This is a genomic window from Ferruginibacter profundus (genome assembly GCF_054783275.1).
Map to the genome: position 1 here is coordinate 187,469 of NZ_BAAGQW010000003.1, position 25,966 is coordinate 213,434.

24 protein-coding genes are annotated in these 25,966 nt (G+C 39.4%); 5 read left to right on the forward strand and 19 right to left on the reverse strand.

The genetic code is table 11. From position 1 onward, the window contains the following. Nucleotides 1-93: 93 nt before the first annotated feature. The 9 genes from ACYVM0_RS20645 to ACYVM0_RS20685 all read right to left on the reverse strand — a co-directional run bounded on the left by ACYVM0_RS20645 (nucleotide 94) and on the right by ACYVM0_RS20685 (nucleotide 9,738). Nucleotides 94-462, reverse strand: a complete 369-nt coding sequence (locus ACYVM0_RS20645) for a hypothetical protein (RefSeq protein ID WP_460560233.1) — start codon at nucleotides 460-462, stop codon at nucleotides 94-96. Between the two features lie 921 nt (nucleotides 463-1,383). Continuing rightward, nucleotides 1,384-1,827 (reverse strand): hypothetical protein, encoded by a 444-nt coding sequence (locus ACYVM0_RS20650; RefSeq protein ID WP_460560235.1) that lies wholly within the window; start codon nucleotides 1,825-1,827, stop codon nucleotides 1,384-1,386. A gap of 26 nt (nucleotides 1,828-1,853) precedes the next feature. Next, entirely contained in the window at nucleotides 1,854-2,126 is a 273-nt protein-coding gene (locus tag ACYVM0_RS20655) for a hypothetical protein (protein ID WP_460560237.1), read from the reverse strand. Between the two features lie 255 nt (nucleotides 2,127-2,381). Next, entirely contained in the window at nucleotides 2,382-2,639 is a 258-nt protein-coding gene (locus tag ACYVM0_RS20660) for an acyl-CoA-binding protein (RefSeq protein ID WP_460560239.1), read from the reverse strand. Nucleotides 2,640-2,800: 161 nt separating this feature from the next. Next, nucleotides 2,801-4,240, reverse strand: a complete 1,440-nt coding sequence (locus ACYVM0_RS20665; RefSeq protein WP_460560241.1) for a T9SS type A sorting domain-containing protein — start codon at nucleotides 4,238-4,240, stop codon at nucleotides 2,801-2,803. 47 nt (nucleotides 4,241-4,287) lie between these two features. Further along, nucleotides 4,288-7,656, reverse strand: a complete 3,369-nt coding sequence (locus tag ACYVM0_RS20670) for a beta strand repeat-containing protein (protein ID WP_460560243.1) — start codon at nucleotides 7,654-7,656, stop codon at nucleotides 4,288-4,290. Between the two features lie 94 nt (nucleotides 7,657-7,750). Continuing rightward, a complete protein-coding gene (locus ACYVM0_RS20675) occupies nucleotides 7,751-8,353 on the reverse strand; it encodes a hypothetical protein (RefSeq protein WP_460560245.1) in 603 nt (200 codons plus the stop codon). Further along, nucleotides 8,304-8,894: a hypothetical protein gene (locus ACYVM0_RS20680; protein WP_460560247.1), complete on the reverse strand. Its 591-nt coding sequence runs from the start codon at nucleotides 8,892-8,894 to the stop codon at nucleotides 8,304-8,306. The genes ACYVM0_RS20675 and ACYVM0_RS20680 overlap by 50 nt, the downstream gene beginning before the upstream one ends. A 217-nt stretch (nucleotides 8,895-9,111) precedes the next feature. Then, nucleotides 9,112-9,738 (reverse strand): response regulator, encoded by a 627-nt coding sequence (locus ACYVM0_RS20685; protein ID WP_430987454.1) that lies wholly within the window; start codon nucleotides 9,736-9,738, stop codon nucleotides 9,112-9,114. Nucleotides 9,739-9,968: 230 nt separating this feature from the next. Here ACYVM0_RS20685 and ACYVM0_RS20690 point away from each other — a divergent pair, with 230 nt between their 5' ends. Further along, complete coding sequence (locus ACYVM0_RS20690; RefSeq protein WP_460560249.1) at nucleotides 9,969-12,251, forward strand: sensor histidine kinase; 2,283 nt, start codon at nucleotides 9,969-9,971, stop codon at nucleotides 12,249-12,251. Nucleotides 12,252-12,263: 12 nt separating this feature from the next. On the opposite strand, the gene ACYVM0_RS20695 is transcribed toward ACYVM0_RS20690, so the two are convergent. From ACYVM0_RS20695 to ACYVM0_RS20730, 8 genes are all read right to left on the reverse strand, one after another. Continuing rightward, nucleotides 12,264-12,587: a hypothetical protein gene (locus tag ACYVM0_RS20695; RefSeq protein ID WP_460560251.1), complete on the reverse strand. Its 324-nt coding sequence runs from the start codon at nucleotides 12,585-12,587 to the stop codon at nucleotides 12,264-12,266. Between the two features lie 221 nt (nucleotides 12,588-12,808). Then, complete coding sequence (gene hypE / locus ACYVM0_RS20700) at nucleotides 12,809-13,846, reverse strand: hydrogenase expression/formation protein HypE (RefSeq protein WP_460560253.1); 1,038 nt, start codon at nucleotides 13,844-13,846, stop codon at nucleotides 12,809-12,811. 105 nt (nucleotides 13,847-13,951) lie between these two features. Beyond that, a complete protein-coding gene (gene hypD / locus ACYVM0_RS20705; RefSeq protein ID WP_460560255.1) occupies nucleotides 13,952-15,055 on the reverse strand; it encodes a HypD family hydrogenase formation protein in 1,104 nt (367 codons plus the stop codon). Nucleotides 15,056-15,071: 16 nt separating this feature from the next. Continuing rightward, the gene (locus tag ACYVM0_RS20710; protein ID WP_460560257.1) at nucleotides 15,072-15,329 is read right to left on the reverse strand and encodes a HypC/HybG/HupF family hydrogenase formation chaperone; all 258 of its coding nucleotides are present in this window, start codon (nucleotides 15,327-15,329) and stop codon (nucleotides 15,072-15,074) included. A 9-nt stretch (nucleotides 15,330-15,338) separates the two neighbouring features. Next, on the reverse strand, nucleotides 15,339-17,684 hold the full coding sequence (hypF, locus tag ACYVM0_RS20715; protein WP_460560259.1) for a carbamoyltransferase HypF: 2,346 nt from the start codon (nucleotides 17,682-17,684) through the stop codon (nucleotides 15,339-15,341). A 6-nt stretch (nucleotides 17,685-17,690) separates the two neighbouring features. Beyond that, nucleotides 17,691-18,449: a P-loop NTPase family protein gene (gene hypB, locus ACYVM0_RS20720; RefSeq protein WP_460560261.1), complete on the reverse strand. Its 759-nt coding sequence runs from the start codon at nucleotides 18,447-18,449 to the stop codon at nucleotides 17,691-17,693. Nucleotides 18,450-18,472: 23 nt separating this feature from the next. Beyond that, nucleotides 18,473-18,820 carry a hydrogenase maturation nickel metallochaperone HypA/HybF gene (locus ACYVM0_RS20725; RefSeq protein ID WP_460560263.1) on the reverse strand — a complete coding sequence of 116 codons (348 nt, stop codon included), beginning with the start codon at nucleotides 18,818-18,820 and terminating at the stop codon, nucleotides 18,473-18,475. 11 nt (nucleotides 18,821-18,831) lie between these two features. After that, a complete protein-coding gene (locus tag ACYVM0_RS20730) occupies nucleotides 18,832-19,035 on the reverse strand; it encodes a hypothetical protein (RefSeq protein ID WP_460560265.1) in 204 nt (67 codons plus the stop codon). Between the two features lie 160 nt (nucleotides 19,036-19,195). On the opposite strand from ACYVM0_RS20730, the gene ACYVM0_RS20735 reads away from it, so the two are divergent. The 4 genes from ACYVM0_RS20735 to ACYVM0_RS20750 all read left to right on the forward strand — a co-directional run bounded on the left by ACYVM0_RS20735 (nucleotide 19,196) and on the right by ACYVM0_RS20750 (nucleotide 23,389). After that, nucleotides 19,196-20,329 carry a hydrogenase small subunit gene (locus ACYVM0_RS20735; RefSeq protein WP_460560267.1) on the forward strand — a complete coding sequence of 378 codons (1,134 nt, stop codon included), beginning with the start codon at nucleotides 19,196-19,198 and terminating at the stop codon, nucleotides 20,327-20,329. Between the two features lie 78 nt (nucleotides 20,330-20,407). Continuing rightward, nucleotides 20,408-22,132, forward strand: a complete 1,725-nt coding sequence (locus ACYVM0_RS20740) for a nickel-dependent hydrogenase large subunit (protein WP_460560269.1) — start codon at nucleotides 20,408-20,410, stop codon at nucleotides 22,130-22,132. 17 nt (nucleotides 22,133-22,149) lie between these two features. Then, the gene (cybH, locus tag ACYVM0_RS20745) at nucleotides 22,150-22,908 is read left to right on the forward strand and encodes a Ni/Fe-hydrogenase, b-type cytochrome subunit (protein WP_460560271.1); all 759 of its coding nucleotides are present in this window, start codon (nucleotides 22,150-22,152) and stop codon (nucleotides 22,906-22,908) included. Further along, complete coding sequence (locus tag ACYVM0_RS20750) at nucleotides 22,892-23,389, forward strand: hydrogenase maturation protease (protein WP_460560273.1); 498 nt, start codon at nucleotides 22,892-22,894, stop codon at nucleotides 23,387-23,389. Before cybH ends, ACYVM0_RS20750 begins: the two co-directional genes overlap by 17 nt. A 74-nt stretch (nucleotides 23,390-23,463) precedes the next feature. On the opposite strand, the gene ACYVM0_RS20755 is transcribed toward ACYVM0_RS20750, so the two are convergent. Beyond that, complete coding sequence (locus ACYVM0_RS20755; RefSeq protein ID WP_460560275.1) at nucleotides 23,464-24,879, reverse strand: MBL fold metallo-hydrolase; 1,416 nt, start codon at nucleotides 24,877-24,879, stop codon at nucleotides 23,464-23,466. Between the two features lie 207 nt (nucleotides 24,880-25,086). Beyond that, nucleotides 25,087-25,782: a Rossmann-fold NAD(P)-binding domain-containing protein gene (locus ACYVM0_RS20760; protein WP_460560277.1), complete on the reverse strand. Its 696-nt coding sequence runs from the start codon at nucleotides 25,780-25,782 to the stop codon at nucleotides 25,087-25,089. Nucleotides 25,783-25,966: the final 184 nt, after the last annotated feature.

The window sequence follows — 25,966 nt, forward strand, 5'->3', positions numbered from 1 at the left end:
ACCATCAGCACTAAATACAGTCGCTCCCTTAATTACAGTAGGAAAGGTTTTACGGGCCTCATAAAAATCACTTCCTGGTACTGCATCAGACGCCTATTGTACAGAATTATTATCAGGATAAGAATAGATGGAATTTTTTTTGCCATTCTCATATATTTTGTTGCTTGATTGGAATATTGCTTTTTCCTGCGGATTCAAACCCAATGTTGGCGAGTTTTGCACTACATTCATTTGAATGGATTTTGTTCCTTCTCTATACACTTCAAACACTAAAACATATCCCTGAGCGATTTTACCTCCTACTTGGTTTCCTTTAATAACCTGATGTACATTTTGATCTACTATTTCTTTCGTCAGTTTCTTTGTCCTAATCTCTATTTTATATGTAATTTTTTTCTGGTCTTTATAATGTATAACAGCTTTTTGCTCTTCTCCATCTAGATCGATAGCAGCAACCGGCATGTTTCCCGCAAATTAAAAACGAGTATACCATGGAAATGAATGTGTCAAGGGATCTACACTCAGAAATTTTCCAATTCTTGGATTATAAATTCTATACCCATAATCATATTCATTTCCATTAAACCCATACCTGTACCCACTTCCAGAGGAGTAATTCCTGCCCGGCTGGTTCATCCCGAATGGGGCGCACGAAAATCAAAGAAGTTCTGAGTTTAAATATACAAAAAGACTCCCACTTTTAACTTTGCCTCTACTGTCGTTAGTATGATTACGTGCTGGCTTACCCGACCCACAAATATCAGCGACAAAAAGGTATACTTTTGTGGTTAGAATTGACTGTTTACTCAAGCCGGCGGAGCTTGGCCACCAATAACTATGTACCGCTACCGGCAATGTTGGTGAAGTCGATGCTATTCAATAACAAAGCAGTAGAGTAAAAATTTTAAAGTTTCGCTTTTCAGTTAGTTGTCATTTTCAAAATGGAGGGATAAACATTGCGAGACTTTCCTTTCAAATAAAGAGAGTCAGATATTATTGAATATTCTGCTCTTTGTGAACCTCTTACTTTTGTTATTAGTTTTAGGTTAATTCTATTTGTGTCCAAAAATACATAATATCCACTAAATTTTAGTGTATCAATCTTAAGGCTTATATCACCCTTGTCATAAACGAATACTATGTTAAATTTCTTGATTGTTGTATCAAAATAAAAATTCCAGGTTTTAGATTCATTATGAAATGCATAACATACGTTATCGGTTTTACTGTATTTGTCTCTCAGTTGGCCAAAAGAATTGTCAATAAACATACTTAAGATCAAACTTATAAAAACATATTTGTGTTTCATTTTTAATATCTGTATTTAGAATTTCATTATTTTACTAATCCCACTTGTTGGAAATGGTATTGATTGAATGATTTTTAATTTTTTTTTTCGCCTTCCTTATCACCCAATCTTAAATTGGAAAATATAATCCATTGTTCTATTAATTTATCATAAATAATTTTTGCTTCTGGTGTAAAAGCAATAAAACCAGGTTTCCCATCGCCATGATGAATAAAATTGTAGAACATTCTCTGTTCCAAATTAGTATTTGTTGCTTTACTTAACTCCTTGCGAATGATGTTTTCAAAAATAACCGGTCCGTCAAGTGGCATTTTGTGTCCTTTATTGTCATGAGGAAAATTATTATGAAATGGGGTATGAAATATCTCATAAAAAAATGTTAGGGCATAGCCATTTGTTGTAGTATTTAAGTCTGAGCTAGTATTTTTAATTCCATAGTCGAGCTCTTTGGGATTTAAAAATATTTGTAAAGAATTATCGGGGTCGACGCACAAAACTTTTATCGTTTGAAAATCCATTTTTATAACTCGGGTTTCATCAGCAATTATATCAGTAAATTTTTTTTTGCAGTTAAACTGACTCCTTCATCAATAATAACGGCATGATTAAGTAAATGCTCATCTACAAGTTCCAGATTTAATCCTGTCTTCTTTTTTAAATCATCAACTAATTTATTTGCTGATTTCTTAATATTTTTTCTGATACCCTTTGAATTTGTGCCAACGTCAGCCTTGTCTCCATCTACGTCATTGAGCAATATGGGATTGCTGTTAAAAGCACTATAAGGACTTATTGAAATATTGGGTTTGGGGGCCAAATTTCATCTTTTCCCAATTCTGCTATCATATTCCCAAAATCTCGCTGTCATTAAGTTCTCTGCAACTTCTGGCGACTTCTCTTGCTCATTAACCCCATACCTGTAGCTACTTCCCTGCGCAAACTTCCTACCCGGTTGTTCCATCCCAAATGGATAGTAGTTAACTCAAAGAACTGTATTACTAAAAATACAGAACTCAAATTTTTTATACGCAGACCTTTTTTATTACGATTTAGCGGCTGCTTTGGCAATCCGTTACCCTTTCAATTTTTCCACCAGCGCCACATACTCTGCCATCGCTGTTTCCTTTGTCTTTCCTTTTAATGAAGACCAGGCTTCGTATTTGGCTTTGCCCACAAAATCGAATGGGTTAGAGGGGGCTTCTGTATTTACATCACCTTCGGTACCTTGTTTGTACAGCGAATACAATTGCAGTAAAGTTTCGTTATCCGGCTTTGCAGAAAGGTTTTTACTATCGGCTGCGGCTTTTTCAAATTGTGCTTGTAATTCCATAATATTATTTTTTATGAAGGTATATTTTTTAAATCAAATAGGAAAGGGTTGTCAACCCGGCATTGAGATTGAGCCAATAAAAAAGCAGGGATTATAAAATCCCCGCCGTTTGCATATATCCATTATAACCAAAAACCACAGTGCATCATTATAATGCCCTGTTACTCTTTCAATATACTTTTTTGTAAAACATTTTCGGCATTACGCACCACCAGCATATACATACCTTTGGAAATGTACGCCTGCAAATTGATGGTGTACACACCCTGGTTCCTGATATCCAGTGTTCCGGTTTGTACCACCTGGCCCGCAGTGTTTGTAATAGTATAATTATAGGTGCCTTTAACCACATCTCCTGCATAAATATCTATCCTGTCGCTTACCGGGTTTTTCAACACATAAAAATCTTTGCGGCCATCCTGCGTTGTTGTAATAATTACAATTCCCGAATATTTTACCTGACCGTTATCATCAATACATTTTAAGCGATAGTATACTTTACCCTGCATAGCAGCTACATCATCATAGGTATATTGTTCCGTACTGCTGTTATTTTTAGCCTGCTGAATATTGATGGTAGTAAAGTTAACCGCATCATTACTGCGTTGCAATTCGTAATGCAATACGTTTACTTCGTTACCGATGGTCCAGTTAAGGCGGTTGTAATTACCATTACGCACGCCTGTAAAACTGATAATATCCAGAGGCAGTACCCAGCTGGTACTGGCAATGGTAAAATTGTTATTGAATGCAGCTACGCTGTTGGAGGTAACTGTGCCCGTGGTGGCCACAGCTCCTACACCAGTACCCCCGATATTTGTCCAGAAGGAGCCATTGTAATATCCTGCTCTTATACCGGTGATCAATACCTGCGGTACGGGTATTTTAGCATTATCCCAGTTCATTACCACTTTGGCATTAGCACCACTTATTCTATTGATCTTCCAGTATTCATTGGTATCAATCAATACAATGGGAGAAAAGAGATTGGTGCGGTTGGGAGTAGGATTATCAAAATGCCTGACATTAAATTCGCTGCTTGCGGTAAGGTTGGTTAAAGCAATAGTACGCTCATAGGTAGCATTACCTACAGGGAAAACAAAATCGGTACTGCCGAATTTTTTCACCCAGCCATCTACATGTTTCGTATCACCATCACCGGTATAAGACGAACCTGCTTCGTACACCATATAGTTAGGTGTAGCCGATGTGGTAATTAAACCGGCCGTATAGGTATGCACACCACTCACACTTAGGTTATTGTTAATGGTAATGCCTGCATTATTATTGGTAACCAGGTTATAGGTTTTAAACATTTGCGACCCTATTATAGATTGCATGCTGCTGCCATTTAGATATAAGGTTCCTGTTCCGGCAGACATACCTACCTGGTTATTGGTAATATCCTGTTTTACATACATACTGCCGTTGTTGGTAAGCGTTGCTCCTGCTGCATTTATCAAAGGCCCGTTGATATAGAATATACCTGATGCAGGAACGCTCAAAATACCATTGTTCTGTACTGTTACCTGTGCTGTTATGCAGCTGTTGATAACAAACAGTAAAGCAAAAGTTGCAACTGTTCTTATAATTTTTTTCATAGTATTTATTTTATGTACTAAAAATTGTCAATTAATAAAATACTATATTAGTTATTGGCCAGGATATACCAGCTGGTGCCATTAGATTGTATCATTACACTTTCATATTGCGTTGTTAATACACGGGTGGTAGCGCCATCAATTGTTTCTGAAGCATTTCCATCTACTGTTACGTTATTCAGGGCTGCTGATATTTTCTTAATTACGTATACCCTGCCCGAACAGCCTGCTGCTGCAGGAAGGGTGATTGTAATTGCACCAGTGTTGTTACATACAATTGTATAGTCGCCTGCAGTTGCCGTGTAGTTAGTTGTTTTAGTAGTAATAGCTAAAGCCTGGCTGCCATTAACCTGTAAAGTTGATGTAGGCGCATTAGTACCAATACCTACATTTCCACTGCCGTCAATGCGCATTCTTTCGTTAACAGCCTGGGCTGTACCACCTGTCATAAATACCACCGACTTAGCAGCATTAGCCGTTCCGATTAAAAAGTTATTTCCCATAGTGTACAGGTAACCGTCATTAGCAGCGCCCATTACACCTCCACTATAGTTACCGCCATTAATCCCCATATCAATATAGTTACTGGTTTCATTACCGTTATTGGCTGTAGCCACCACATCTGATGAGGCACTGGTACCGGTTGAGTTATTCTGAATATTTAACTGCAGGTAACTATCAATTGAGCCTTTACCCACAATAGCATTTACTGAAGTGGTTGTTCCTGCATCTACCAATAATTTTTCACGGTTAGTGCCCGAAAAAGTTTCTGTACCAATACCTACAGACAAACTGCTGTTACTACGGTCGCCAATGATCACTTCATTTGCTAATGTTGCAGAAGCATTGTAACCAACTGCTGTAGAGTTTGTTCCGGTACCGGATACTGAAGCACCTGTGCCCAATGCAGTTGCATTCGAAATAGTTCCTACCGAAGCGCCATTCCCTATAGCAACACCGCTGTTACCATTAACTACAGCACCATTTCCTATAGCAACGGCAGGGGTTATACTAAAAGCAGTAGTAGCCCCGGTGCCCATTGCGATGGAGCTTGCACTATTGGAAACTGCAGTGGTACCAATTGCAATTGCATTGGCAGCATTGGTAGAAGTTTTATTAGCCAGGGTGCTGTTACTGCCAATTGCAATAGAGTTAGAACTATTTGCAGTGGCATTAGTACCTATTGCAACCGCATCGCTGATGCTAAAAGCAGTTACTGCACTTTTTCCGATGGCTACGGCATTAGTATTATTTGCTGTAGCACCATTACCCATTGCAACAGAATTACTTCCGTTAGTGGCTGCACCAACACCAATTGCAAATGAACTATCAGCACTTACAGTTGCACTGCTGCCAATAGCATAGGCATGGTTTTTATTAAAGCCTACATTAGCTGATGTACCCAATGCATACGAGTTAGCAGCGTTATTAATTGTTGCTCCGTTACCAAAAGCGATAGAGTTGGCATCAAATTTACCTACCTGTGTTCCATTTTCTTTTATTACTACTGCCTGTGCATCTGTTGTTCCGATAAAATTTGTACCGGGTGTTGTAGACGCATTACCGGTTAATGACCATGAATTAGCTGCTGCAGTGGCCGCACTTATTTTTCTGATAACACCGTTGTTGATGGTTACCACACTATCTGTACCTGCGCCGGTTTGCACACCGCCTAAATACAATGGATTGCTTGTTGCAGTTACCTGCAATTTATAAGCCGGGCTGGTATTGCCGATACCCACGTTTCCATTACCATCAATACGCATTCTTTCATTAGCGGATTGATTTGTACCACCTGTCATAAACACCAGCGATTTAGATGCTGTTGCAGTTCCCATCAAAAGGTTTTGCCCTACATTGTATAAATAACCATCATTGGCATTTCCCATCACACCACTGGTATTGCCACTACCATTAATACCCATATCGATATAGTTAGTGGTTTCGTCACCATTGTTTGCAGTAGCCACAACATCAGATGAAGAAGCGGTACCGGCTGATTGGTTTTGAATATTCAGTTGCAGGTAGTTGTTGATACTTCCTTTACCTACAATAGCATTTACAGAAGTGGTGGTACCTGCATCAACTACTAATTTTTCCGGATTCGTAGCATTGAAAGTAGCTGTACCAATACCCACAGTACCGGTATTGGTTAACGCAATACCATTGTTCCAGGTAATAGCGCCACCCTGTGTGTTGGTGTTGGCATATTGCCAGTAATACCTTCCATTTTCTTTACCTTCCACAAAGTTACCACCTGTTGTGGTGGAGCTTTTCCAGGCACCATCAAAATAAGCATCATAAGTATGATACACGGCATCATGTGACCAATGTAAATATTGCGATAACGGATAGTTATCTGCAGAAGTAGTGAATTGTAAATGCGGGCCATTTAGGGATGAGCCGGTACCTTCGATGGCAAATTTTGCTGCACCGATGGCTGCTTTAGGAATGGCGTTGGTACCAATCCCCACTTTACCTGTTCCGTCAATACGCATTCTTTCATTAGCAGATTGAGAGGTACCTCCTGTTAAAAATGCCAATGATTTTGATGCTGTTCCTGTGCCTATCAACATGTTCTGACCAATATTATACAGGTATGCATCATTGGCTGCGCCCATAACACCACTGGTGTTACTGCCACCATTGATACCCATATCAACAAAGTTGGTGGTTTCATCGCCATTGTTAGCTGTGGCCACCACATCTGATGATGCATTAGCACCTGCAGAATTATTTTGAATATTCAGCTGTAAGTAACTGTCTATAGATCCTTTTCCCACAATAGCATTTACCGAGGTAGTAGTTCCTGCATCTACCAATAATTTTTCAGGATTGGTTGCATTAAAAGTTGAGGTGCCCACGCCCAAACTACCGGTATTGGTAAGACGCATTTTTTCAGTATTGTTGGTAATGAACGGCAGCGAATAGTTACTGATAGTACCAATTGATTTTAAAGACGGCACTGAGTTACCATTCTGTGTCCAGTTGGTGCCCGAACCACCGGGTAAACTTTGTGCTGTAACATGCCAGTTGGCACCGTTACTTATTAATGTTATGGTTTCATTGGCTGAAGTCAGCGACCATGAACCGGCACCATCAATAGTTTGTGCTGATGTTGTGGCAATGGTTAGTGCCGGCGTAGGGCCTGTGGTACTTGCGTTTTTTATCATGTAGCTTCTGCCATCGCAACCTACTGCTGTAGGCAATGTTACTGTAGCGGCACTGGTACCGGTAAACACCAAAAGGTTATCGGTGGCAGCAGCTGTAGTACTTGCGGTGAAAGACCTGTAATTGGTAGACATTGACCCCCGTACATCTAATGTGGAATTAGGTGTAACGGTTCCAACGCCAACCTGGGCGAAAGAGATTACGGCACATAGTAATGCCATGACTGTGATGATTGGTTTTTTCATAAACTGGATTTATGGATTTGGATTTGGTTGATTCAATAGTTATTAGTGTACAGGCAGCGATTATTTTTTTGCCTGTGTGATGAAAAATATTTTATTACCATTCTGTATTGATCCCGATGATAAAATTCCTGCTTTTATTTAAAGGGTTAAATACATATACCGGTACTGTAATTTTTTTTACCACAAACCCGGTTAGTATACCATATTCCGACTGCACTTCACCTCCATATTGTATGGTTTGTTGTGTACTTACTCCTGCATACAACCATTTAAAAGGCTGATACCCTATCTCTGTCCAGGTAAAGAAAAAATTATCTTTTACCGCATCACTGCTCACTGTGTATTGTGTTTGCATCGACGCAAAAGTTTTTTTATGCTCCAGTTCTGCATTTAAGGCCAGCGAACCTCCATTATAACTACCCATTACCAAACCCAGCATCGGGGTAAGCGTATATGCAGTTGTACTTTTTTTAGTAAAGCTTTTACCCATGTATAATGATGCTGCTCCAACAGCTTCATAATTATAACGCAACTCTGTATAAACAGCTTTTTTACTTACATGATGCACCAATGGCATCCATACATATGCCTCCTTACTACTGAGAAAATTATAATTCTCAATACCACTTTTAGATTGTGCTGTTGCATTAAGCTGCATCAACATGCTCCAGGTGATGATTAATAAGTTCTTCTTCACTTTCAATAATATTTACTTTACCATTCTGCATCTTATCAAATAACAAAATTTCTTTTAAATAAGGATTCCAGTAAAAGATCAGTCTTTCAATCGGTTTCCATAATACTACCCAGCTAAAAACATCAATAGCATTACTGAACATGGAATGTATCCTGTGATCTTGCCCGAACAAGTTGGGTACAACGCCCTGGCAAAACATTACAATAAGGATGCTGAACATCAAAAGGATATAATTCTTCCTTTTGAATTTTTTAAATTCTGTTTCCTTTAATAATTTCTGAATTTGAAAATGGCGGCGGATAGTTCTCATCAAAGGCTCAACCATAAAACGCATGCCTCCTGATTCGCTGCAAAAAACTTTATAATCAATAACAGTATGCCGTCCGGCACAGGCTACAGATGCGGTAAGATATTCCTGGAAATCATTGCTTAATTGCCGCCGGTCTAACCGGGCAGGGTCGTGGGGGTTAAAATATTCCTCAATGCTGTTCTCGTCTATTTTTAAATAGATCGAGATCTTACGAGTGGCAGACTTACTCATAATTGGTTTTTATGTTAGGATATTGTTGTTACAGGGCTATTGGATGAACCCCATAATATGCAAGTGTAAAATACCGCAAATAAAAAAACACAGCATGTAGCGGGAGCTGCCATTCCCTTGTAGAAAGAATTCTATTATTACTATAGTGTATAGTATTACGTTGTATGCTTTTAAAGAAAAGCACAGGACAGAAAAGAATGTTTGAACGAAGTATTTATTACAAATTATATGCTGTTGCCAGCTCTTTAAGTTCCAGTATATTGGTGATACTAAGTTTTTCAAACAATCTTGCTTTGTGTGTACCTACGGTAGAAGTTTGAATATTGAGTGACTGGGATATATCACTTACTGTTTGCCCGCTGAGCAATAATGATACTATTTCAAACTCCCGGGGGGAGAGTTTATTAAACGGATTATCAGATCTTCCGGCAAATGAATCTTCTGCAATTTTATAAGCCAGCGATTCGCTGATGTATTTTCTATCGTTTAGCACCAGGTTGATCGCTTTTATGATTTCTTCAAGCGGTGCCTCTTTGGAAACAAAGCCGTAAGCGCCAGCCTTCATAAACCTCCTGGCATAGGTATTTTCTGCACTAACCGAAAAAACCAATACCCTTGCCTGCGGATATTTGATATGTATATACTCCATTAAACCAAATGAATCTGTCTTGGGCATCTGAATATCCAGCATAATCAGGTCAAACTGGTGTTCTTTTAATTTTTCAGTAGCGCTATCGCCATCAGATGCTTCATGTATTTCAGCAAGTTGATAAATTTCTGCTAAGAGGAATTTTATTCCGGAACGAACAATTACGTGATCGTCTACTATCAGGAACTTTTTCAATTCAAGTAGGATTTAAGGGTGATAAGGTTATTATAAAGATAGAATTATTTCTACAAAAAACTAATTTTTATCTATATAACTTACAAATCACTGATTGTTTGCTTTTAAAAGAGTAAACAATTGCCAGTAGCAATATTGTTTTAAATCCAAAAGGTACTGTAAATTTTTAGCGAAGGGTATAGTAAATCTTAAAACTTAATGAGCCCGGTAATACCTGGCATGTGTTTATTATGAAAAATTTATACTCTGGTTATCCCGATGCTGCAAGCAGTTTATTTACAACAAATGCAGCAGAACATAAATATAAAGTATTGATTGAGCAATCATTGAGTGCTTTCTTTCTCACTGTTCCTGATGGTACCATTCTTGAAACCAACGAAGCGGCAACTAAAATGTTTGGGTACAGCCCCGAAGAATTTAAAACGGTTACCAGGAAAGACCTGATTGATCATAATGATCCGGGTTTTTTAATGGCTTTAAAACGAAGAGAAAAAAATGGCTTTGCCAGGGTAGAAGCAACGGGCATTAAAAAAAACGGGGAGCGTTTTCCCGTGGCAGTGTTTTCTGCATTTTTCACTAATGCACTTGGCCAGGTAAGAACAAGTACCATTGTAAATAACCTGACAGAACAAAAGGAAATTGAAAAAGACCTGCAACAAGTGCTGGATAGTATTACTGATGGCTTTTTTACCGTTGATCATAACTGGACCGTAAAATGCTGGAACAGCCAGCTGGAAAAAATAACCGGCATTGCCAATGAAGCCATTATCGGAAAAAATTTCTGGCATTTTTATAACAGCCCCAATAAAAAAAATATCTATTCCAAATATAAAAAAGCTCTCCGCAATAAAACACCGGTAAATTTTGAAGAATATTATGCTGCCGAAAATATCTGGCTGGAAATAACAATTTACCCATCCACATCAGGCATATCTATTTTTTTTAAAAACATTTCCGAAACCCGCCGCCTGAGAGAGCTGGAAAGAATTGAAAAAGAATTTTTAGAAAACAATGCCCGTGCCAACAGCAACCTGGAGGCCAACTTAGGTTATTATCTTAAAGCAATAGAGCAAATACATACGGGCATGATATGCTCGGTACTAAAATTAAAAGATAATAAATTGTATAACTGGGCATCGCCATCACTACCCGAAAAATATTGTGCGGCAATTGAAGGTGTATCAATTGGTGCTGCATCGGGCTCGTGCGGTACAGCCGCCTTTAAAAAGGAAAAAGTAATTGTTACCGATATTGAAAATGACCCCAGGTGGGTGGCGTATAAGCATTATGCCCTGCAGGAAGGCCTGCGCTCCTGCTGGTCGTTTCCTATCTTCAATTCAAAAAAAGAAGTGATTGGCACTTTTGCCATTTATTATACCACTGTAAAAACGCCCACTGCAGACGAAGAAAAAACCATAGAAAGGGCAAGGAATATACTGGCGGTAATATTGGAAAATAAGATGGCTGAAGTATTATTGCAAAATTCAGTTGACAGCTACCGTTATCTTTTTAATAACAACCCATCCAGTATTATCATCTGGGATATTACTGACCTGAAAATTACTGAAGTAAATGATACTGCCATTGCATTATATGGTTATGAAAGAGCAGAGTTTTTACAGTTGACCATACTGGATATTTATCCTGAAGCTGAGCAAGGCATATTTGCAGAAGTGGTTAGCCAGGCCAGGGACAACAGCCTGTTAAAAAAAACAATGCGGTGGCATCATGTTACAAAAGCAGGCTCCAGGATAATTATAGAAGTATCTTCTCACGACATTATCTATAATGAAAAAAAAGCGGTAATGGCAATAGGTAATAATGTTACTGAAAAAGTACAGCTGGAAAACAGTTTACTTGAAGAAAGAAAAATAAGGCAAAAGCAGATAACAGATGCTGTAATAACAGGACAGGAAAAAGAACGTGTTGAGATAGGACAGGAATTGCATGATAATATCAACCAGATACTGGCCACTGCAAAATTATACCTGGAGTGTGCCCAGGTACAAAAAAAATTCAGTGCAAAATTAATAGGGGAAAGCAAAACGCTTACAGAAAAAGCAATGCTTGAAATAAGAAAGCTGTCTAATTCATTACTGCCACCTTCGCTGGAAGAAATAGGATTACAGGAGGCAATAAATGACCTTGTACAAAATATCCGTGCTGTAAATACGCTACATATAAAAAGCAACTGGGTTGATTTTGATGAAAGTTCTTTAAATAAAAAATTAAAGCTCACTATTTTCAGGATAGTGCAGGAGCAATTAAACAATATCATTAAACATGCACACGCCACTCATGCAACAATCAGCATTACGCAAAAAGAAGAACAACTTTGTCTTTGTATACAGGATGACGGTATCGGCTTCGATACATCTAAAAAAAGAAACGGAGTAGGCCTGAAAAATATAATAAGCAGATCAGAGGTAAACAATGGTAAAGTAAGCATTCAATCAAGGCCCGGCGAAGGTTGCATAATGACCATTTGTTTTACAACCTTCGGTTTTAAATAAATCGTGTTATTACTAATTCAGTCTTTCCCAGATAATTTCACCAACAAGGTTCTTTTCATCATCTATTACCACATAAGCTACATAAGGTATGCGTTCCAGCCGTGCAGCCATTTCCTTCAAAGCAAATCTATCGGTTCCGTTTAACGGTATTTGTTCATTTGGATGCAATATGGTTTTGGCCTGGATCAGGATATTCTCACCTTTTCCGTCTGCACGGATATCTGCAATTCCGGGTTGCCAGATATCAACAGTGCTGCTGTATCCATTCTCCGTTAACCAATCTTCCAAATGTTGTACTCCTGCCATAGTGATTTCGGTAAGCTCTAAATCCACCATATATGAATTTGATTTATAATCAAATATAGTATATATACCGAAATGACAAAGTATTTTTACGTAAAAAAGATAGTATTTTCCACATTTAGTTTAATATAAAAAAAATATTTTATCTAAAAGGGTAGTTGCAGGGTATTTCAAACGCAGCATTTTTTAATGGGTACAAGTCTGCTTAATTATTGCTACATGCCTGCAGGAAAAGCTGTAAATGAACATATCATTTAACAGATCCTGGGTAACTGCTCCCCGGTTAAATAATTCACAACCCGTGTTCCCCCGATGCGGCTTTTTAAAATAACCTTGCCTGGATGATCGCTGGTAACAGAGCCGATTATAGCGGCATTAGTTCCTGTATTTTCCTGTTGCAATTGCTGCAAAAAATCTTTGGCTATTTCTTTTTTTACTACTGCAATAAATAAACCTTCATTGGCTACATACAAGGGATCCAGCCCCAGCATTTCGCAGGCACCATCCACCTGCTCATCAACGGGAATTAATTTTTGTTCGATATAAAAACCCAGATTGGTCAATTCTGCAATTTCATTTAGTACCGAAGCAACTCCCCCACGTGTAGGGTCTCGCAGAAATTTGATATCGCTGCCGAATTTTTCTATAAGTGAAAGAACTGTATGATTAAGATTGATGGTATCGCTCTTAATTGTAGTTTCAAATTCCAACCCTTTGCGCAAGCTCATTATGGCAATGCCATGCGAAGCAATATTACCACTCACAATAATTACATCACCCTCCTCAATATTATTGTGATGAATGCTGGCTTTGGGATGAATGACGCCAATGCCGGATGTATTGATAAAAATTTTATCGCCCTTTCCTTTCTCCACTACTTTAGTATCGCCGGTTACAATTTTTATATTGGCTTTAGTGGCAGCTTCTTTAATACTAACCAGCACTTTCCAAAACTCCTGCATGGTAAATCCCTCTTCAATAATAAATGCCAGTGACAAGTATTTTGCTTCTGCACCACACATTGCCAGATCGTTTACAGTGCCGTTAATAGCCAGGTCGCCGATATTACCGCCCGGAAAAAATACCGGTGCTATCACATAACTGTCTGTGCTGAATGCAATATTCCCTTCCAAATAAAAACTGGCGCCATCGTGTTGCTGGTTCAGCAGATCGTTTTTAAAAATATTAAACACGCCACTTTGTAACAGGCGATGGGTTAATAATCCACCACTGCCATGGCCTAATGTAATTACATCAAAATCAAACTTGGGCATGGGGCAGGCGAGATGCATAATGGATAATTGAGTAATGGGTAATTAATAATTTTTTCAGATAAACTCCCGCTGCGGCTAAAACGCTGATGACGGCTCGTCACCTTTGCAAAAATGGATATAAAATCATGCTGTGATCAATTCACCTTCGCTGGCATAATGATAATAGGCTGCACAGGCTCCTTCGCTACTTACCATTGGCGCACCCAAAGGATGTTCTGGTTTGCATTTGATACCGAAATTTGGGCATTGCTTTGGTTTTTTTAATCCTTTCATAATAGCACCGCTGATACATTCTTTATTTTCCATTGCCACCGGCAGCTCAATATTGAATTTTACTCTTGCATTAAATTTTTTGTACTGCTCATTTACTTCGTAACCGCTTTGTGCTATAGGGCCAATACCACGCCATATCCTGTCGCTTACAGTAAATACTTCATTAATGGTATCCTGTGCCATTCTATTGCCTTCACGCTGCACATACCGGGCATATTGATTCTCTACCTTATAGTCACCTTTTTCCAATTGCTGTATGGCCATTAAAATGCCCTGCAACAGATCAACAGGTTCAAAGCCCGTAACAACAATTGGTGTTTTATATTTTGCTGCTACAGGATAATATTCTTCCATGCCCATGATAGTACACACATGACCTGCTGCTAAAAACGCATCAATTTTATTTTCATCATCACTTAATATGGCTTCCATTGCAGGTGGTACTAAAACATGCGATGCTAAGATGCTGTAATTATCAATGCCCATTTTGCCAGCCTGCACCACACTTAATGCATTGGCAGGAGCGGTAGTTTCAAAACCTACTGCAAAAAAAACAATTTCCTTATCCGGATTTTCTTTTGCTACAACAACGGCTTCAAGTGGAGAATATAAGATACGTACATCTGCGCCCTCAGCTTTTACTTCCAGTAAATTTTTATGGCTGCCGGGTACACGTAACATATCGCCAAAAGAACACAGTATTACATTGGGTTGTTGTGCCAGGTAAACAGCTTCATCAATCACACTCACGCTGGTAACACAAACCGGGCAACCGGGACCATGCACCATGGTGATATTACCGGGTAACATGTCTAAAATACCATTCTTAACCAAACTATGCGTCTGGCCTCCGCAAATTTCCATCAGCGTCCATGGTTTTGTTGTAATGCGGTGAATTTCTTTAATAAATTCTTCCGCCAATTCCGGATCACGGTATTCTGATAAATATTTCATTGGCGATAAATTAAATTTACAAATGGTTTTGCTCCAGCTCTTCCACCTCTCCCATTTCCCTGAGGTAACCAAACACTTTATGTGCCTCTTCTTCATCTACTATACTAATGGCAACCCCCACATGCACCAATACATAATCATCAATTTTTGCATCCGGCACCATACATAAATTCACTTCTTTGATTATTCCGCCAAAAGAAACTTTTCCAAAACGAAATGTTTCATCCAGCTGGTTGGTGATGGATAATATTTTACCGGGAATAGCTAAGCACATATCGTTGATTTAATCGGTGAGCTGAAATTGTTTTGCTGCGGTTTTATTTTTTCCGGGAATTTTTAGTTTTGACTTTTCATTTGTATTTTCTATTTCAAAACAGGCTATCTGCCCAAAGCCAATGCACTCATCGTTAGGACTAAGCTGCCTGTGGAAATATAATTTTATTGCAGGAGAAATATTTTCTGTTAACAAATGTACCAGCAATGCATTTTGAAAAACGCCGCCGCCAAATGCAACATTCTCTATTTTAAAATAACTGATCACCTGTTCAATCATTTTATACAAAGAGAAAAATACTTTCCATGCAATGGCAGCGATATCTTTCCCCTGTTCCTGGTCGTTAATTAATGCTGTTAAAAAAGAGCTCCAGTCTAAACGGCTTTTCTGCAACAGCACCGGGTAATAGTCATCACTTACTTTTTCCATACAACTTGCTGCCAGCACTTCTAATTTCATGGCTGCTTCACCTTCGTAGGTATTAAGCTGGCAAATACCCAATATGGATGCTATACCATCTAAAAATCTTCCCATACTGCTGGTTAATAAAGCATCATGTTGCTGCACCAGTTGCTGGTAATATTTCCATTCCTGAACCGAAAAATACTTTTCAATCACAGCTTGTTTATGGGGTAGATTTTTTAATAAACTTAATGCTGATAGTCTTGGTTCTTTGCTCATTTTATCGCCCAGTAGTTGCGGAAAATAATCGAGTTGTGCCACACGTTCCATTTCACCATCTTCATACATAAATATTTCGCCACCCCATATTTGCCCGTCATCACCGTACCCGGTACCATCCCAAATAAAACCTGCTACCGGTACATTAGTTTGCAATAAATTATTTTCTGCAAGCACAGCGCCAAAATGTGCTTTATGATGCTGTATTGCAGTAAGGGGAATGTTTTTGGTATCCGCCATTTCTTTACCCGACTGCGACACAAAATATCCGGGGTGTTTATCAATAAGAATATGTTGCGGTACTGCCTGAATTAATGACGTAAAATGCTGTAATGTTTTTTTGTAAGACAGTTGCGCCTCCAGCGAACCCTGGTCGCCAAGGTATTGACTGATGTATAAATTATTCTGCTCTGCAATGGCGAAGGCACTTTTTAATTCACTACCCATGGCCAACAGAGTACCCTCACCAACAGCAAAGGGATTAGGGAAATAATCCGGTGCCAGGCCCCTGCTTCTGCGTAATACAATTTTTTGTCCGCTGTCAGTAAACCGGATCACACTATCATCCTGTGGTGCCACAATATCTCTTTCATATGTCAATACAAAATCTGCCACTTCAAATAAATTCAATAGCGCATCTTTATCTTTATAAATAATGGATGCACCGCTGATGTTGCCACTTGTAGCAATTAATGGTTTACCAAAAGCAGTGGCAATTAATAAAAGCAATGGAGAACAGGGTAACATCAGGCCAATTTTATCCAACCCCGGCGCAATCATCTCTTTACAAATACCATTGGCAGAAACCGCTTTCATCCTGCATAAAACTATGGGTGCAGATTTATCATGCAAGGCATTTATTTCAAATGAATGTAAACACACATCACCGTCTGCCATTTCAATATTGGGATACAGCAATGCAAAAGGCTTTGCCGGACGTTGTTTTCTTGTTCTTAAAGAATGTACTGTTGTTTCGTTGGCTGCATCGCATAATAACAGGTACCCGCCAATTCCTTTAACGGCAATGATGCGGCCTTTTTTCAATTCTTCAATAACAAGTTCCTGTATTTGATCTGCATTATTACTTAAGCAAATTTTAGATGAACTGTACCAATGCATCGGCACGGCACATTCTTTACAGGAATTGGTTTGGCTGTAGTGCCTCCGGTTTTGTATATTGTTATACTCTGCAGTACATGAAGGGCACATCACCAGGTTACTCATGGTAGTATGTTCCCTGTCGTAAGGCAATGCTGTAGTAATAGAATACCGTGGCCCGCAATTTAAGCAGGTAGTAAATGCATATTGAAACCGTTTATTACCTGCGGTTAATAATTCGTGCCTGCAATTATCACACAAGGCAATATCAGGTGTCAGCAGCAGGTCTGGCTTAGTATCGTGTATACTTTGCCTGATAGCAAATGAACAAAATATTTTTACCGGTATTTCTTCAAGATGATGCGCTGTTATTACAGCGTTGGCCGGAGGGTCGCTGATGACCTGTTGATAAAATGCTTTAACGGTTTCAGGCAATGCATTGCATTCTATATGTACACCATCGCAGGCATTGCTTACAAAACCGTTGATATGAAATTGTTCTGCCACCCTGCATACATAGGGCCGGAAACCAACGCCCTGTACTATTCCTTTTATATGGATATGATAAGTGTGCATAGAATATTAAACAATTTCAGGTACCAATATTTTTGCTTTCAACCAGTCATACCAAAGTTGTAACCCTTCGCCATTGGTACAACTCAATTCAATAATTTGTAACCGGTGATTTATTTTTTTTGCATTGGCCTTTACCTTCTCCATATCAAAAGGTACATAAGGCAACAGGTCTGTTTTATTAATGATGCATAAGGTAGAGGAGTAAAACATATCAGGATATTTCAATGGTTTATCATCTCCTTCCGTTACACTAATGATCACCACACGTTCTTTTTCTCCCAGGTCGAACATAGCCGGACAAACGAGGTTACCCACGTTTTCAATAAACAACACACTGTTTTCTTTGGGTTTCATCCCCTGCAGCGCATGCATCACCATATGAGCATCTAAATGGCATCCTTTACCGGTGTTGATCTGTACCACTTTTGTTCCGGTAGCATGAATCCGATCTGCATCATTTGTTGTTTGCTGATCGCCTTCTATCACCGCAAATTCCATTTGCCCTTTACAGTCGGTTAATGTTCTTTCCAATAAAGATGTTTTACCGGAGCCGGGAGAACTGACCAGGTTTACTGCTAAAATATTTTTTGCATCAAAATAACCCCGGTTTCGCTGGGCCAGTAAATTATTTTCATGCAATATATCCTGCTCCACATCCACCACTTTTTTGTGATGAGTGTGAGCCTGTTCATCGTGTTGATGTTGATGGCCGGGTCCGTGTATGGTTACATTTCCATTGCTGTCGCATCCGCATGTTGCACACATATAGTAGCTGTTTATTTTTATAATTATTCTTCTGCCACCACTAAAGATCTTACCCTTAGTTCTTTTCCTGCTGTGATATTAATGAAATGCCCTTTGCAAACCGGGCAGGCATCATATACATTGTCTACTGCAAAAACCGCATTGCAATCCAAACACGTTGCTTTGCCTTTAATACGGTTGATCTTTTTAAGAGTTGGTTCTAAGATGGTTTGCTTTACGCCCTGCCGCCAGGCAAATTCAAAGGCATTCATTTCTATGGTACTCAGGCAACCGATATCTATTTCAATTTCTTCGATGGTTGTTGCATCTGCTTCAGCAGCCTGCTGTTGAGCAATATCCACAATGCTCATTACAATAGAGAGTTCATGCATAATGAGCTGATTTATTTACGTTGTTCGCTTTTTTTTAAATGACGGGCATAAAGGATCACGCCGGCCAAAGCCACTAAAGAAACAATTACATGTACAGGCTCTGTAAAATAATGTGTAATAGTAAATCCGCCTGTTTCTCCGTGGCCGGGATGTGCAGGGCTTATTAAAGGCATACACAAAACAATAAATACTAAAGCAACAATAAGTTTTTTCATACTGCAATTTTTAGATAATGCACTAAAAGTACCATGCAGCCTGAATTACAGCGATGACCAATGTCATATTTAAAAATGAAAAAAGTCATAAAATTTAGAAGAGCAGAAAAATAGCTTTACTACCAATTAACGATACTCCCTCACTTTTAAAATATTCTTCATGACTAACGATGCTTCTATAAAAACGCAACCTACCTATTACCAGGAGGTGGAAAGAAAAGGTTATACACGCCGCGACTTTCTCGGTTTTGTTACAATGATGGCTGCCTTTATGGGCCTGGAGCAATCTGCCATTGGCCAGGTAATAAAAGCCATGGAAACCAAGCCACGTATACCGGTGATCTGGTTACACTTCCAGGAATGTACCTGTTGCAGCGAAAGTTTTATCCGCTCTTCTCATCCCATTGTAGCAGATATTCTGTTAGACAAAATTTCATTGGATTATACGGAAACGCTGATGGCAGCGTCGGGCTTCCAGGCAGAAGCAGCAATGAAAAACACCATGGAAAAATATAAAGGCGAATATATTCTTTGCGTGGAAGGCAGTGTACCAACAGGTGCTGATGGTGTGTATTGTATGATTGGTGGTAAAACATCGATGCAGATATTGGAAGAAGCCGCAGCAGGCGCTAAAGCCATTATTGCCTGGGGCAGTTGCGCCAGTAATGGTTGTGTGCAATCGGCAAGGCCAAACCCTACAAGGGCAACTCCTATTCATAAATTATTAAAAGGAAATGTACCATTAATTAAAGTACCCGGTTGTCCTCCTATTGGCGAAGTAATGGCGGGTGTAATTGTACACCTGGTAACATTTGGAAAAATCCCTGAGCTTGACAGGCTGGGAAGGCCAAAAGCCTTTTACAGCAAACGTGTGCACGACACTTGCTACCGCAGGCCATTCTATGATGCCGGCCTGTTTGTAGAAACCTTTGATGATGATAGTGCCAAAAAAGGCTATTGCCTGTATAAAGTGGGCTGTAAAGGACCATCCACTTACAACGCCTGTGGTGTAATGAAGTGGAATAACGGTACCAGTTACCCGATTCAATCCGGCCATCCCTGCATCGGATGCAGCGAAGAGAATTACTGGGATAACGGCAGGTTATATGAAAGAGCTTCTGCTTTTGCAGGATTTGGTATAGAAGCCAATGCCGATACCCTGGGTAAAGTGGCACTGGTTGGCACCGGTGTTGCTATTGCAGCACATGCTATTGCCACCAATGTGCGTAAACACAAGCTTATTTTCAATCTTGAAAAAGAAGGAAAGCAAAGCGAACAGGAATTAAAATCTTAATGCCCCTGCCCCATGAAGGGGTTTCCGGAGCATACAATTTGTTGCAATTTTTAATAATAAAGAAGTAAAAATAATTGTATGAGTAAAAGAATAGTTGTTGACCCGATAACAAGAATTGAAGGTCACTTAAGAATAGAAGCCGATATAGAAGGTGGTAAAATAACAGATGCCTACAGCAGTGGTACCATGGTACGTTTACTGGAAGAAATTTTAAGAGGCAGAGACCCCAGGGATGCCTGGGCTTTTGTAGGAAGGGTTTGTGGTGTATGCACTTCTATTCACTCTTTAACTTCTGTACGTTGTGTGGAAGATGCACTGGATATTGTTATTCCTCCCAATGCAGAATTGGTGCGGAATATTATGTTCTGCTCACAATACATGCACGACCACGTAGTTCATTTTTATCATTTACATGCCATGGATTGGGTGGATGTGGTGAATGCATTAAAAGCTGATCCTAAAAAAACATCAGAGCTGGCACAAAGCATTTCCAAATGGCCAAAAAGTTCTCCGGGATATTTCAGCGATATTCAAACCAGGGTAAAGAAATTTGTAGAGAGCGGGCAACTGGGCATTTTTGCCAATGGCTATTGGGGGCACCCTGCTTACAAATTACCTGCAGAAGTAAATCTTATTGGCCTTGCACATTACCTTGAAGCATTGGAATGGCAAAAAGAAATTGTAAAAATACATGCCATATTCGGTGGAAAAAATCCGCATCCGAATTATTTAGTTGGCGGAATGGCCTGTGCAATAAGTATAGATGATGTAAGTGGTATTAATGCAGAACGATTAGCGTATGTTGGTCAACTACTGCAACAAGGAAAAGAATTTATTGAACAGGTATACATCCCCGATTTAATGGCCATTGCTTCTTTTTATAAAGACTGGGGTGCAATTGGCGGCGGCTTAGGCAACTACCTGGTGTATGGCGATCTGCCAACAAACGGATACAGGGATCCTGCATCATATAAATTCCCCGGTGGGGCAATTCTGAATAAAGATGTAAGTAAAGTATATGATGTTGACCTGCGTAAGGAAGAAGAGGTACAGGAATTTATTACGCATAGCTGGTACGAATACAAAGAAGGAAAAGATAAAGGCCTGCATCCATGGGCAGGAGAAAGCAAGATAAAATATACCGGCCCCAAACCGCCATTTGAAAATTTAGATACCAGTAAAGATTACAGTTATCTTAAAACACCAAGGTGGAAAGGCAATGCTATGGAAGTGGGTCCTTTAGCACGTATGCTTGTGGGTTATGCAAGAGGAAGAGAAGATTTTAAAGAAGTTGTAGACAAAGCTTTGAAAGATCTTAACGTTCCTATCGACGCCTTATTTTCTACTTTAGGAAGAACAGCTGCACGTGGACTGGAAAGTGTATTGACCGCACAATGGGGATTAGAATTCTTTGATCAGTTAATCGCCAATATAAAAAATGGCGATACCCGAATGGCAGAGATGGGCAAGTTTGACCCTGCCACCTGGCCTAAAACTGCAAAGGGTGTCGGGCATACAGAAGCACCCCGTGGTGCGCTGGCACACTGGATAAACATAGCAGATGAAAAGATTGCCAATTATCAATTGGTAGTTCCCACCACATGGAATGCATCGCCAAGAGATCATAAAGGGCAAATGTCTGCTTATGAATCCTCCTTGATTGGTACACCGGTGGCCGATGAAAAACAACCACTTGAAATTATCAGAACCATTCACAGCTTTGACCCCTGCATGGCCTGCAGCGTTCATATTTATGATGAAGAGGGTAAACACATCAGCCGCATCAGCATTTTGGGAGATTAATTGCTAAAATATTTTTTATGTTACAAAAACATTTACGGGTACACCGGCTTCGCAGGGTGTATGTATGGGAACAACCGGTAAGAATTTATCATTGGGTAAATGCATTGGTGCTGCTTGCGTTGATAGCCACCGGTTTTTATATGGCCAATCCGCTGGCATTACAAAGCCATAAAGATGCCACCAATACCTACACCATGGGTTGGGTACGTTATGTTCATTTTGCAGCCGCTTATATATTTTTCTTTAATTTTTTATTTCGTATCTACTGGGGCTTCGTAGGAAATAAATATGCCAGCTGGCGGCAATTTCTTCCCATCTCTAAAAAATTCTTTAAAGAGATGTGGTATGTCTTCCGCATGGATATTTTAATGCTGAAAGGAAAAGAACACATGAGCATTGGCCACAATGCCATGGCAGGATTTATTTATTTTCTTACGTTCATTGCATTTTTAGTACAATGCCTTACCGGTTTTGGACTGTATGCTGCTATGAGCACCTGGTGGTTTCCTAAATTATTTGCCTGGGTGCCTGCCATGTTTGGCGGCGATATTTTAACCCGGCAAATCCATCACTGGAGTATGTGGTTCTTTATCCTGTTTGTGATAATACATGTGTACCTCGTGTTCTACCATGATTATGTAGAAGGCCGTGGCGAAATGAGCAGTATGGGTGGTGGCTGGAAATTTATTGAAGAAGAAACCTTTGAGAGAAACCATCACCAGACACCTAACCCGGAAAAGAAAACTTCAAAGGACAAAGATGTTGCAGCAAAATAAAATTCTGATTTTAGGTATTGGCAATTACCTGATGGGTGATGAAGGTGTGGGTGTGCATGCTGCCGAAAGGCTGCAACACGAGCATTTACCCGACTATGTTGATGTGGTTGATGGTGGTACCGGTGGTTTTCATTTGTTAGGATATTTTGAGGGCTATGAAACGATTATTTTAATTGATGCCACATTAGATAATAACCCTAACGGAACTATACGTTTAATAAAGCCACGCTTTGCACAGGATTTTCCAAAAGCCATGAGCACCCACGATATTGGTTTAAAAGATATGGTGAGCGCATTGCAGTTAATGGGCAAAATGCCGGTGATACATTTGTTGGTGATGAGTATTGAAAGCCTGCAGCAACAGGGCATAACATTAACCAGCGATATAGAAGAGGCGATGCCCTTGCTGATCGCTAAAATAAAAACACTACTTACTTCTTTAACACAGGAAACAAAAGAAAAAGAAATTCTTGCGGCATAAAAATTTTCACCTGAACTCACCTTACCAAAACGGCCCGGAAAATTCCGGGCCGTTTGATTTAGATCATTTGCTCTTTATAATAAAGTAGTCGGACAAACATATGCTGTTTTAGGTACACTGGTTTTCGCAATTTCGGCAAAGCCACCGGTTACATCTGCAAAATCATTCCACCCTACCTGCTTAAGTATTGATGCAGCTATCATACTTCTGTAACCACCTGCACAGTATAATACAAACGATTTATTGGTGGGGAATGCTGCCAAACATTTTTCAACCTGGTTAAGGGGTACGTTGATAGCGTTAACCACGTGCTGTGCATCAAATTCACTTTTCTTTCTTACGTCAAATACGAGTAATTGTTCTGCCGCATATTTTTTTTCAAATTCTGCAGGTGTAATCCTGTTCATAGTCTCATATTGCTTACCGGCATTTTTCCATGCAGCAAAACCATCTTTCAAATACCCCAGCGTATTATCATACCCAACTCTTGCCAAACGTATAATGCACTCTTCTTCCCTGCCAGGCTCAGTAACTAAAAGTATTTTTTGCCGTACATCTTTTATCATCTCTCCCACCCACTGTGCAAAATTTCCATCAATACCTATGTTGATGCTATTGGGAATAAAGCCCCTGGCAAATTCAGTGGCATTTCTTGTATCAATAATTATCGTATCAGCTTCACCGGCTGCCAGGTCAAATGCTGCTACACTCATGGGTTGCTTTCCTCGTTCCATAACCTTATCCAGGCTTTCATATCCTTTAATATTCAGCAACACATTTTGTGGAAAATAAACTGGGGGTGTGGTTAATCCGTTGAGCAATACTTTAATAAATGCTTCTTTGGTTAAAGCGGGGTTGAGTGCATAATTCACTTTCTTCTGGTGCCCCAACGTATCTGTTGTTTCCTTACTCATCATTTTACCGCAGGCACTACCTGCACCATGATTAGGATAAACAATAAGATCGTCGCTCAACGGCATAATTTTATTTCTTAAAGAATCAAATAAGTAACCGGCTAATTTTTCTTCGGTTAATTCTGCAATTACATGTTGTGCCAAATCGGGCCGGCCCACATCTCCAATAAATAAAGTGTCGCCGGTTATAATACCATGTTCTTTTCCATTTTCATCAATCAGTAAATAGGTAGTGCTTTCCATGGTGTGGCCCGGTGTATGCAATACTTTAATACTTATATCCCCTACTTTAAATACCTGGTTATCTTCAGCAACAATGGCATCATATGCTGGCTTTGCTGTAGGGCCAAAAACAATTTTCGCCCCCGTCTTTTTTACCAGGTCTAAATGGCCGCTAACAAAATCTGCATGAAAATGAGTTTCAAAAACATATTTAATTTCGGCATTGTCTTTAGCAGCCCTGTCAATATAAGGCTGCACTTCCCTCAGGGGATCGAATATGGCAGCTTCGCCATTACTCGCTACGTAGTATGCCGCATGAGCAATACAGCCGGTATAAATTTGTTCAACTATCATCAGTAAACTATTTTTATTTACTGTACAAAAATGCAACAAGTTTGAGTTTTAAGGTAGTTATCATAAATCTACTTTTAATGATTGTTATCAGTAAGCAATATGAGCAAAATCATTTTAACAAGTTGAATACAATATTTGCTAAAATCAATTGCCGGATAAAAATCCGGCAAACAATAAAAATTAAATATTTTTTCTCTTGTTGGAAACTTATCCGTTATTATAAACTTTTATCACCGGTTCTCTTAACACTGCCGCATCAGGAGTACAATAAAAATAAATTGCTGCTGCTATAGCTTCCGGTTTTACCCATGCACTTGTATCTGCATCAGGCATGGCTTTACGGTTTTGTGGCGTATCAATTGTGCTGGGTACCACCACACTTGTAACAACACCGGTTCCTTTTGCTTCCGCATTCATTAATTCTGCCAGGCGAAAAATCAATGATTTGCCTAAACCATAAGCAATCATTCCCTTACCATTCACTGCACTTAATCCGGGTTTGGAACCAATTAAAAATATCCGGCCGCTTTTCTGTTGCAGCATTTGTACGAAGGCAGGGCGGGCAACATTATAAGCCGTTTCAAAATTGAGTTTGTATTGTTTATAAATGTCGGATGTTTTTGTGTTGGCAACAGTACCCATTGCAAAGCCACCCACAGTTGCCACTACCGCATCCACTGTACCATACTTTGCCACTACATTCTGCACAAATTTTTCCGCATCTTCTTCACTCATCAGGTCTACTACTACCTTTTCCAGTTTATCATCTGCAATATCAAATGGTGCAGGGTCATTGGGAACAATCGTTCCTACCACATTATACCCTTCGGTTAAAAATTTTTTTACCACTGCCTGGCCCATATTGCCTGAGGCACCTGTTACAATTGCTGTTTTGTTTGCCATAGAAAGTTGTTTTAGTAAAAACAAAATAACAAAAATAATAAAGAAGGACACGGAGAATTTTATAACATCAGATTACTACACTTAAATAATATAAACAGAAAAGAACATAAAAAAAGAAAGGCTCACTTATGTGAACCTTTGTGGAGAGTATCGGGGTCGAACCGACGACCTCTTTCCCGAAAGC